Origin of the sequence: uncultured Microbulbifer sp., assembly GCF_913055755.1 — a bacterium.
Lineage (GTDB): Bacteria > Pseudomonadota > Gammaproteobacteria > Pseudomonadales > Cellvibrionaceae > Microbulbifer.
Genome location: NZ_CAJXKH010000115.1, coordinates 1 through 10601 on the forward strand (window position 1 = coordinate 1; position 10601 = coordinate 10601).

At 54.6% G+C, this 10601-nt stretch carries 8 protein-coding genes and 1 tRNA gene; 6 read left to right on the forward strand and 3 right to left on the reverse strand.

The features are described from left to right. The 4 genes from tpiA to QZ511_RS15040 form a co-directional block, all read left to right on the forward strand. Positions 1-574: triose-phosphate isomerase (tpiA, locus tag QZ511_RS15025; RefSeq protein WP_295803558.1), on the forward strand; the 574-nt coding region annotated here is incomplete at its 5' end. A 62-nt stretch (positions 575-636) separates the two neighbouring features. Further along, a complete protein-coding gene (gene secG / locus QZ511_RS15030; RefSeq protein WP_295803560.1) occupies positions 637-1065 on the forward strand; it encodes a preprotein translocase subunit SecG in 429 nt (142 codons plus the stop codon). 34 nt (positions 1066-1099) lie between these two features. Then, a tRNA-Leu gene (locus QZ511_RS15035) sits at positions 1100-1185 on the forward strand. 423 nt (positions 1186-1608) lie between these two features. Next, the gene (locus QZ511_RS15040; protein ID WP_295803562.1) at positions 1609-5466 is read left to right on the forward strand and encodes a DUF3427 domain-containing protein; all 3858 of its coding nucleotides are present in this window, start codon (positions 1609-1611) and stop codon (positions 5464-5466) included. A 108-nt stretch (positions 5467-5574) separates the two neighbouring features. Here QZ511_RS15040 and QZ511_RS15045 read toward each other — a convergent pair whose 3' ends face one another. Then, the gene (locus tag QZ511_RS15045; RefSeq protein WP_295803564.1) at positions 5575-6390 is read right to left on the reverse strand and encodes a metallophosphoesterase; all 816 of its coding nucleotides are present in this window, start codon (positions 6388-6390) and stop codon (positions 5575-5577) included. 281 nt (positions 6391-6671) lie between these two features. Here QZ511_RS15045 and QZ511_RS15050 point away from each other — a divergent pair, with 281 nt between their 5' ends. Beyond that, positions 6672-7601 (forward strand): SGNH/GDSL hydrolase family protein, encoded by a 930-nt coding sequence (locus QZ511_RS15050; RefSeq protein WP_295803566.1) that lies wholly within the window; start codon positions 6672-6674, stop codon positions 7599-7601. Positions 7602-7714: 113 nt separating this feature from the next. Here the strand turns inward: QZ511_RS15050 and QZ511_RS15055 are convergent, their stop codons facing one another. Beyond that, positions 7715-9322, reverse strand: coding sequence for a thioredoxin domain-containing protein (locus QZ511_RS15055; RefSeq protein ID WP_295803567.1), 1608 nt, complete (start codon positions 9320-9322; stop codon positions 7715-7717). Between the two features lie 160 nt (positions 9323-9482). On the opposite strand from QZ511_RS15055, the gene QZ511_RS15060 reads away from it, so the two are divergent. Next, the gene (locus QZ511_RS15060; RefSeq protein ID WP_295803568.1) at positions 9483-10241 is read left to right on the forward strand and encodes a hypothetical protein; all 759 of its coding nucleotides are present in this window, start codon (positions 9483-9485) and stop codon (positions 10239-10241) included. 189 nt (positions 10242-10430) lie between these two features. Here QZ511_RS15060 and QZ511_RS15065 read toward each other — a convergent pair. Then, the coding region (locus QZ511_RS15065; RefSeq protein ID WP_295803569.1) for a YebC/PmpR family DNA-binding transcriptional regulator at positions 10431-10601 on the reverse strand (171 nt) is incomplete at its 5' end.

Sequence of the window (10601 nt, forward strand, 5' to 3'; positions counted from 1 at the left end):
CGACCAGGCTGCCCTGGGGGCACAGAATCTCAGCGAGCAGGTATCCGGTGCCTTCACCGGCGAAGTCTCCGCGGAGATGCTGGTGGATTGTGGCGTGGGCTACGTGATCGTAGGTCACTCCGAGCGCCGCAGCCTGTACGGCGAGAGCAGCGAGCTGGTTGCGGCCAAGTTTGCCGCCGCCAAGGCCGCAGGCCTGGTCCCGATCCTCTGCGTAGGCGAAAGCCTCGAAGAGCGGGAAGCCGGCAACACCTTGCAAGTGGTAGCTGAGCAGCTTCAGGCAGTAACTGCCCTGGACCTGCCGAACACCTGGCAGGATGCCGTCGTCGCCTACGAGCCCGTATGGGCCATCGGGACTGGCAAAACTGCCACTCCGGAGCAGGCGCAGGAAGTGCACCAGTTTATTCGCCAGCAACTGGGCGAAGCCGGTGCCGAGACGCAGATCCTCTACGGAGGCAGCGTCAAAGCGGCCAACGCCGCAGAGCTGTTTGCCAAAGCGGACATTGATGGCGCGCTGGTAGGCGGCGCCTCATTGAAGGCAGACGAATTTACCAAAATCTGTTGCGCAGCCGATTGAGCGGCACAGCAGGTTAAAATTTTTGAGCAAGGGCTAACGCCCGGTAGCAGGTTTTCTGGACAATGGAAAAACTGGTTTTAATCGTACACATCCTCACCGCACTGAGCATCATCGGTCTGATCCTGATGCAGCAGGGCAAGGGTGCGGAAGCAGGTGCCTCCTTCGGCGCAGGCGCCTCCAACACCGTATTCGGCAGCCAGGGCAGCGGAAATTTCTTTTCCCGCTTGACTGCAATCATGGCGACGGTATTCTTCGTCACCAGCTTCGGCCTGGCCATCCTCGCCAGCCGCGACGAAGCCCCGGCCGTAGACGGCATGCCGCAGGTTCCTGCTGCAGTAGAATCCCGCGAGCCGGCCGCGACCGACAGCGACATTCCTGAACTCCAGGAAGACGCCCCGGCCGCAGGCGACCTGCCAGCAGCAGAAGAAGCCCCTCAGGCCGAACTGCCGGAAGCCGGTGAAGAAGCAGAAACTGAGGAACAGCCTCAGTAAGCCGAAAGGCTAAATCAAAAACTGTAAAGTTTTTGCCCAGGTGGTGGAATTGGTAGACACGCTATCTTGAGGGGGTAGTGAGCTATGCTCGTGCGGGTTCAAGTCCCGCCCTGGGCACCACATTGAAAGCCGGCTTGATCCGGTATCCTTCCGAAAGCCCCGCATTGCGGGGCTTTTGTGTTTCTGGGCATCACTATTGTCCATCCAGCCCTTTTTCTATATTTCTCTCCTACATAGCTTCCCTGGTATTTCTAGGGAGAGCTTGCCTGCAATCTTGTCCTTCAAGCAATTTTAGTAAGCGCCTCTTTAGCAGCCGCTTAAAAAATGACCCAAACAGAGTGTTGCTTCCGTCTAGAAGGGGAAATTTCTAGGGGGTTCTACCTTTTTACAATGGGAAAATTGGCGGTAAGGGGCGTTGGGAGTGGGGGAGGTTAAGGAGGAATTGGTGGGGGCGGTGTGCCATTTGGGCATTGGAGAATTTCGGGACCATTGGTAACCTGGTCGACACTATTAGGTGCGAATGAGTGCTAAGGAAACCCTCGCATGACAGATACACTGGGCTATTACAACGAAAATGCCGAAGCCTTTGTGAATTCGACATTAGATGTATCGATGGATGAAATATATCGCACCTTCATCCCCCATGTAGTCGAGGGTGGTCACATACTGGACGCAGGCTGCGGCTCAGGCCGTGATACCTTGCACTTCCACCGTCTGGGCTTCCGGGTTTCTGCGTTCGATGCATCTCAAGAAATTGCAGTTTTAGCTCGCCAGAAAACTGGGTTATCCGTTGCCTGTCGAACATTCCACGATGTGGATGAGCGCCATGTTTATGACGGCATTTGGGCATGCGCCAGTTTGCTGCACCTTCCCGAAAACAAAATTCCCGAAGTGTTGAATCGCCTCTGGCTTGCGCTTAAGCCGGGAGGAGTTATGTATGCCAGTTTCAAAGTTGGCGACGGTGAGCGTGAGAGCAGCGGTAGACACTTTACGGACGCCAATGAAGAAAGGGCTGCTCGTTGGTTTGAATCGATCGATAGTGATTTGGAATTAGCATTCTGGCGAACGGAGGATCAGCGCCCCGGCCGCGACGAGCAGTGGCTGAACATACGAGCGCACAAAGCTCCGGCAGCGCATGAGCGACTGACAACTGGTGGAAAGCAGCATCACTTCCTGCCAAAACTCTGTCATGCCATTCATATCTCGGATCAGGTTGATATGGCAGTGGCGTTCGTGAAAACGACCGGCTTAAACCTTTTATTGCCGGACTTATTGGGCGTGTTACGCAAGCCGCGGAAACCAGCCCCGGCACGTGTTCGGATTCTTACCAGTGACTACCTGGATATTACCGATCCAGAAGCATTGCGGAAGTTGCTATTGCTTCAAGATCACGGAGCGCAGGTGGGAGTCTACGAAAGTAAGGGCAGCAGTTTTCACATGAAGGCCTACCTGTTTGCAGGTGGCGGTCAATCAGAGCAGTCAGATAAGTATTGGGGGAGAGCCTTTATTGGTTCTAGCAATATTAGTAAGCAAGCCCTACAGGATGGGCTTGAATGGAACTATCAGATCGACTACCCACCTGAGACAGGATATTTGGAGGCTGCTAGCCGTTTTGAGGAATTGTTCAGGCATCCAAAAGTGGTCCCGCTTACTGATCATTGGATTGATGAATATGCTAGACGGCGGGTTCCTCCGCCCCGTTCCATTGCTCCAGGGAGCACAGAACAAGATCCCCCACCTACGCCAAACGACGTTCAAAAGGCTGCTCTCGCAGCTCTAGATAAAACTCGACAGGAGGGATATTCGAGGGGGATTGTTGTTTTGGCAACAGGGCTTGGTAAAACTTGGTTGTCAGCCTTTGATGCAAAGCAGTTGGGGGCGCGTCGAATACTGTTTGTGGCACATCGCGAGGAAATTCTCAATCAAGCCGCTGAAACATTTGTCCGAATAAAGCCAGAAAGCCGTGTCGGTTTTTACATGGGCAAGCAGAGAGATCATTCTGTAGATATCCTTTGTGCCTCTATTCAGACCTTAGGGAAAGAAGTACATCTGGAACGGTTCTCACCCCAGCATTTTGACTACATCGTGGTAGACGAGTTTCATCATGCTGCGGCACCAACCTATCATCGGATCCTAAAATATTTTGCACCACAGTTTTTGTTAGGGCTAACGGCTACTCCTGATCGAACTGATCGCTCTGACATTCTTTCGCTCTGTGATGACAATCTAGTTTATGAGTGCCCATTGTTTGAGGGTGTTCGTGGGCATTTTCTTGTTCCATTTCACTACTTTGGTATCTACGACGAGACGGTTGAGTACCAGGAAATTCCTTGGCGCAACGGAAAATTTGATCCGGATTTATTGGCGCATAAGCTCGCGACGTTGGGGCGTGCACGACATGCGTTAAGGGTATGGAATCAGCGTAAACAGGTTCGTACGCTGGCTTTTTGTGTCTCCCGGCTCCATGCAGATTTCATGGCAGAGTATTTCCAAGGGAGTGGTGTGCGAGCTGCATCAGTGCACGGTGAGTCTGATATGTCTCGAGGGGAGGCACTGGAGTTACTGGAGGCGGGTGACCTAGATGTTATCTTTTCCGTCGATTTGTTCAATGAGGGTGTTGACCTTCCTGCCATTGATACTGTTCTTTTACTCAGGCCGACAGAATCCAAAGTTCTGTTTCTACAGCAAATCGGGCGAGGTCTTCGGAGAAGTGACGGTAAAGATAGACTCGTTATTCTCGACTTTGTCGGAAATCATCAAAGCTTCCTTCATAAACCCCAGGCTCTAATGGGGCAGTCAATGACCATGCGTCAGTTGGCGGATTTCGCCCGGAGGGCCGAGACAAACCGACTGGACCTCCCTGAAGGATGCTTTGTTAATTATGACTTGCAAGTTATCGATTTCCTGAAAGGGTTGGATAGAAAAGGGGCTGAAAAAGACTATCAAACCCTAAAAGATACGCTTGGTAGGCGGCCCACGCTCACCGAGTATTATCATTTTGGCGCAAATATCACGCAAGCGCGTAAGCAACATGGAAGTTGGTTTGGGTTGCTGCGTGATATGGAGGATCTAACCGAGACTGAAAAAACGCTGTTGGCTGTGCACAATGGCTTTTTAGTTGAAGTGGAAATTACCTCTATGAGTAAGTCGTTTAAAATGATACTTCTTGAGGCTTTTCAATCGGTTGATGGCTGGAAACATGGGGTAGGGCTTCGAGATCTGGCTGAGGCGTCTTGGCAGATAGTAAAGCGCAGACCTCGGCTATTTTCGGAAGTGGCAGATTCGGTTCGCGAGCTAGATGGTAGATCTAATGAGTGGCAGCAATACTGGATGCGAAACCCAGTAAAACACTGGACCAATAAATCACCAGCCTTATTTGTTGTTGAAGGTGGGCGATTTGAGCCTGCGTTTAGGGTTGAGCCATCTGCGTTGGCAGCTTTCGAGTTGATGGTGCAAGAACTTGTAGACTACAGGCTTGCATCATATGAGGCTCGACAGAGCTCCAAGCGTGAAAACGATCTGTCCGGTAGCGTAGCGCCAGTACCGCTAGAGGGTACACAGTTGCCATACTTCCCGACCTTAAAAATTGCGTGTGGCCATTTCAGAAATAGTCAAGCTACATTGGAGGATGTGGAATACAGGTCTTTGAGTGGCGGGTATGGACGCTTGAATTCAGATAGGCACTTCATCGCTCGGGCTTCCGGCAGCTCAATGGATGGTGGTAAGTGGCCGATTCATGATGGTGATTACTTGCTTCTTGAGCATATCACCACGAGCGCAGCTGGAAAGATCAGTGGTGAGACACTAGCTATCGAGAAACTAGATGAGGTGGGGGATACTCAGTATTTGCTCCGCACAGTGAGGAAGTCCCCAGAGGGAGAGTACGTCTTGGAGGCTGCGAACCCAGAATATGACGATATTGTGGTTACGCCAGAGTTCATAGAGCAGCTTAGAACATTTGCTCGACTCAAAGATGTTATATCGCCCTTGGAAATGGCTCGGGGGCAAGAATTATTACGTGAGGATATACCTGCTCTATTCGGTTCGGTGTTCAATCCTGGAAACTGGCAAAGTGGCCACGTTTTTTTGAAAGAGGCTGCGGCACATATTCTGCTGGTGACACTTAATAAGCAGGGGAAGGGCGAGTCGCATCGCTATGTGGACCACTGGATCGATGAGAGTACATTTCATTGGCAGAGTCAAAACTCTACTACCCCAGAAAGTAAACGTGGAAGGGAGTTGATTAATCATAAAAGCCTTGGACTTTCTGTGCACTTATTCATTCGGGAAAATAAGCTGAGCAATGGAAAGGCGGCGCCATTTATCTATTACGGCCCGGTTGAGTACAAAAGCCACGAGGGCAGTGCGCCAATGAATATATTTTTTCAGTTGTCCGATTAGGCCGTAATTTAGGCGTTTTGCCCGCTGAAAGTGGTTGGGGAATATTAGGTAGGTGGCGTGAAGGGGATGTTTCCTTGTGAGTATTCTCCCAGCTTCAATTGATACTCTTTAGGCTCCATTGATGCAGACCACGCTCAACTCTTCCCCCGCCTTTCCACGAAACGAATCGAGAAACCGGCAGTCACCAATACTCGTAGCAACCGGCACATAGGAGTGCCCAAGGTACACCGTATCAATCCCCGATATGTGAAACGGCCGGCACTGTTTTGAATCAGCCCCCGCTACTTTTACGGCCCATTGCCGAAACGCATCCTCATATTGAACGTCGGTCATTTTGTCGCGGTCCAGACCGAGCACATCCCGGTACAGCCGCCGGATAAGCCCGCGATTCCACAGTAATGGCTGCGTCGCGATTGCGATATGCGGATCGGACATGGGGGCACCTTCTGCCCAGGGCTTGCTGGCGAACTCGGTCAGCTTCTGAACGACGTCCCAACTGCTTTCCGGGACATCGGCATGGACCAGTCCCGCGGTGCCGCTGCCCGTCTCTACCTCCATCGCCCAGGGCCACTGGCGGACCTTGTCCACCAGGCGGCTCTGCTCGCTGCGGTTCAGGTCGTAAAACCATTCACCGCCATTGCTAAAGTGCAGCTGTACATCTGCCGGGTTTTCGAAGCCGGCAATCATCATGGCCTCGTGGTTGCCGAGGATGCTGAACACGCTTTTCTGGTCGATCATGTCCAGCATTGCGGCGCTATCGGGGCCGCGGTCTACCACGTCGCCCAGGCAGAAGAGGCGGTCGCTCGCGGGATCGAATGCCAGTGCTTTCAGCTGGTCCTGGAGTTGTTTCAGGTGCCCGTGCACATCACCGACAACGAAGTCCCTGTTCGCGCGGTTTTGCGGGATTTTTCGGTAGATAGGCATGGGGTAGATAGCGTGTGGCGTGGGTTGTTACTTCCAGAGCGGTTTGGGCTCCGGGTCTTTGCAGGATAGGTCAGGGAGAAGATGCATCGGTGATAATCGTTCGAGTGCTTTCCGGCACGGCAAAGGCTTCCGGCGACAATTCTGTGTGTTGCCTCTCAGACCTGGACTCCGGCCGTTCAATCCCGCGCCTATTCCGGCGGGTATTAACGTGACCGACTAACCTGTATCCGTTCACCGCATTAACAAAAATAAACCATAAATCGATGATCGGAGATAACCTCATGCTCAAATCCCGTCTGTTAATTTCTCTCGCGATTACTTCCGCGCTGTGTTCCATGGGTACCGCGGCGGCGCCTGCCAAAGGCACGGCCGCCGGAGACAGTATCACCATGGGGTTCGCGGCGGACTGTAGCGGCAATACGTTCTTTACTGGCGGCTTTTTCTGCCTTCTGGGTGGAGACCAGCCGGAGCACAGCTGGTTTGACGGCTGGTCAGGCAACGTCAGCAGTGTGCATGACAAATTCAAGGCGGTAGACCCGAATGTTGCGGCCAACAAGAGCGCCGCCCGTTCCGGTGCCGAGATGCGCGGTGGTGGTGACAGTTTCAGCGTGCAGGCGGACCGGATTCTTGCCGAAACTGTGGTCGCGGACCATGTGGAGGTGGTGCTCGGCGGCAACGATATCTGCAATCGCGACTGCGTCGATCCGGCCAACTGCTCTGATCCACTGTTGACCGAGAGTGAGTGGCGCGGGGCGGTCAAGGCGGGGCTCGACAAGCTGGTGGGCGGTCTGCCCAATGGCTCGACGGTGGTGCTGGGCTCGGTGCCGCGGGTACAGGATCTGCGTGCCGCGGGTATCGCCAAGCAGTCCCGCAACTGGCGGGTCAATTGCGAGAGTGTCTGGTCTACCTTCGGTATCTGCCGGATTGCCACCAATGGTGGAACCATGAATGGTGAAACCTTTGCCACGCGCTATGCGGGAATCAATACAGCGCAGCGCCTCTACAACGAGGTGCTGCAGCAGGAGGCCGCGGCCTACAATGGCACCAATGGTGTGGAAGTGGTGGCGGAATATTCCGGGGCCGACCAGACCAATGTGGGCACCTTCCAGTTCGGCAAGGATGATATCGACGGTGGCGACTGCTTCCACCCCAGTGTGCGCGGGCAGAACACCGTGGCGAATCTGATGTGGAACGGTAACCCGGACAAGTAAAACCGAAAAAGCTAAACCCGAAAACACTAACCCCGGGCGGTGAACAGGGCTCCTCAGGGAGCCCTATATTTGTTGCAGGATAAAGCTACGTTAGTGCCCCCTGCCACGAGGCATCAGTCCGTTTTCTCCTTACCGTCGGAATTCTCCTGGCCGTTGTTTTCCTCGAAGTAGCTCTTCTCCTGAACCACGTATTGCACCCGCTGCGGCAGGCCGTTGCGCATAAAGGTCACGTCAACCACCTGGCCGCTGGTGAGCGCGTCCCAGAGTTGATTCTGGTCGCTGTGCACCCAGCTGTCGTTGACCCGCACCACCACATCGCCTTCCTCAAAGCCCAGGGCGGTGAAGAATTCGCTGTTCTCAATGCCTTCGAGCCGCAGCAGGTTGTGTCCGTCGACCACGTGCTCTGCGGGAACAAACTTTCGCTCCAGTTCGGCCCGGTTCTGTAATTGTTTTTCCAGCCACTCCTGTCCCAGTGGCAGAACCCCGGTAGGCGGGATGAGCTTGCGGGACTCTCCTTCCGGCTGTTCGATGCGCTGCATGGTGGCCTCGTCCCGCGGGGTAGTTGCGGTCCTGGGCACGTGCACATAGTCGCCGTCCCCGCCGTTCAGGGTGAGCCGCTCGAGACGGCCGTCGACCTGCAGGATGACGTGGCGCTCGTATATCTGTTTGAGGGTGGCGCCGGGCATCGGGGTGTCTCCGGGAGAGAATGGGCTCGCAGTCGCGTCGCGGACGCGAATGAGCGCCGTGGATTGCTCCGGTCGAGAGGAGACACTGGTGCCGTTCAGCTGCAGCGGCAGATCGGTCTCGGCAATATGCTCCGCGGACTGCCGCCAGCGCGCGGCATCGGTGTGGGGGCTTGCGGGATCGTGACCGAGGCGCTGCAGTTCCCGGTCGATCCACATGGCGTAGTGCTCTGGAGACTGCGGGCCCTTTACGTAGAGCCCGTTGACGAACACCACCGGCACACTCTGCAGGCCGAGCGAACCGGCGAGGGCGGTATCTGCGGCAATCCGGTCGTTGCGGTCGGGTTCGCCAAGGCATTGTGCAAATGCGTCCTGCGCAAATCCGAGCTGTGATGCCAGCTGGATGAAGGCTTTGTCCTCCAGTGTTTTGGCCCGGGTATAGAGGCCATCCGCATAGTCCCAGGGCTTGTCCTGCCGGCCGGCGCAGTGCACCGCTGTCGCCGCCTGCGCTCCCTGCCGGTGGTAGTGCATGGGGAAGTCAAAGGGCGCTACGGCGATCCAGCCGGCATAGCGATCCAGTAACTCTCGCAGCACCAGGTTGGTGGTTGCACAGTGCACGGACTGGTAGGAGCAGAACACGGCGAGGGTGATGGGGGCTTCGGGGTTGCCGCGCAATGGGCGTCCACCGGTATTGATTTCCAGTCTTGGGGGGCGGGGGTAGGGGAGCAACCAGTCGACGGCAGGCTGTTCCCCGGTGGCGGCAGATGTCGGGAGTCTGGCGTCCACCATCGATTTCAATGTGTTGAATCGCAGCTGATACTCGGCCAGTGCCAGATCGTGCCGTTCGAGGCGGATTTTCTGGTCCACTTCTTTCAGGGTGATTGCGCTCTTGCCGACGCGTGCTACCACCTGATCTGTTGCGGTTTGCGCAGTGGCGCTCTGCTGCGTGTCGGCGCCACAGGCGGTAAGCACTGCCGCGGCCAACATCGGCAGCAGCCACAGTTTGGGGTGGGCATAGCCTTCTCTCGGTCTTTCCATCGCCTGTGATCCTCTGATTATTGTTATTGAGCTGGTTCTATCACAGGGCCTCCCTGCGCTCTACCAAGATGATGGCGTCAGGCGGATTATGGCGCGGCGTTCAGCGCGGTGGTACGAGAGATATAACGGCTACCTCTTGCAATATGGGCGGAGTCGGCCCATGATTGTCCCAAATCCCGGGACCTGGGACAAACTTCTTTTAGAGCGAGGCGGCGATCCGGTGAAAAGCCACGATATAGGTCTATTGCTCAAATTGGTTTCCCTGCAAAAGCAGGAGCTAAGATACCCGGTTGGAATACCGGATGGCACTGCTCATTCCGGCGTTCAGGAGGTGTTGCAGGATGTTAGTAAGCTGCCAGTTTCAGTCTACTCAGCTCGTGGATTGGAAGCGGAAACTGGCATCAGTAAGTCCCAGATCAATCTGTCGTTAAACCGCTGTATTGATGTTGGGTTGGCGACAAAGGACCGCAATCTGGGCATTCCCCGGGCTAACAAAAAAGCCCTGTATGAGTTTATTGTTTACGGCATTCGCTATGTGTTCCCGGCAAAACCCGGGCGGCTTACTCGAGGCGTGGCGACTGCGTTCGCGGCGCCAGTTTTACGGGACAAATTGATGAGCGCCGGTGATCTGCAACCGGTATGGCCCGATGCGATCGGTGATATCAAAGGACTGGAAGTTGAGCCCCTATTCAAGAGCGCGGTATTTGCGAGCAGGAAGGATCCGGAAATGTACGCCTTGCTGGCACTGGTGGATGCCATCCGTATCGGTCAGGCTCGAGAGCGCAATCTGGCCTCAGACCTGTTGAGGCAGCACCTGGGGCTGGAGGCTTACAAGGGACGGAGAAGTAACGACCCCATATCCAGTCGGGACATTGAGGATATTCTCAATCTGGTTGATGGCCGTGATGAGCTGGTATAAGAGGTTGAGAAATCTGATAAGAAGGTAAGAGCCTACATTGCCAAAGAAGTAGGAAAATTACTTGCTCTGGATGATTTTTCCTATGCCGTTCAGAGCCAGGCCAAAGGCTCTATCGATCGCGAAGAACTGATTTTTCAGCGTCTGGAATCGCTGGCCCGGCTCTGACTGTTGCATTTAATTCATACGGCGTTACACATTTTCCACATTGTGGTAAACCGCCTGCACATCCTCCAGGTCATCCAGCATCGAAGTAAACTTCTCAAACAGCGCCACGTCATCCCCGCTGATCTGGGTATAGGTCTGCGGCACAAACTGAATCTCGTCCACCTCAAAGTCGATATCGCCAAAGGCTTCGATCAG

Coding starts and splice junctions, on each gene's coding strand:
- QZ511_RS15050 (WP_295803566.1), top strand. CDS start 6,672: ATGCTCAAATCCCGTCTGTTAATTTCTCTCGCGATTACTTCCGCGCTG.
- QZ511_RS15045 (WP_295803564.1), bottom strand. CDS start 6,390: ATGCCTATCTACCGAAAAATCCCGCAAAACCGCGCGAACAGGGACTTC.
- QZ511_RS15055 (WP_295803567.1), bottom strand. CDS start 9,322: ATGGAAAGACCGAGAGAAGGCTATGCCCACCCCAAACTGTGGCTGCTG.
- QZ511_RS15040 (WP_295803562.1), top strand. CDS start 1,609: ATGACAGATACACTGGGCTATTACAACGAAAATGCCGAAGCCTTTGTG.
- QZ511_RS15060 (WP_295803568.1), top strand. CDS start 9,483: ATGATTGTCCCAAATCCCGGGACCTGGGACAAACTTCTTTTAGAGCGA.
- secG (WP_295803560.1), top strand. CDS start 637: ATGGAAAAACTGGTTTTAATCGTACACATCCTCACCGCACTGAGCATC.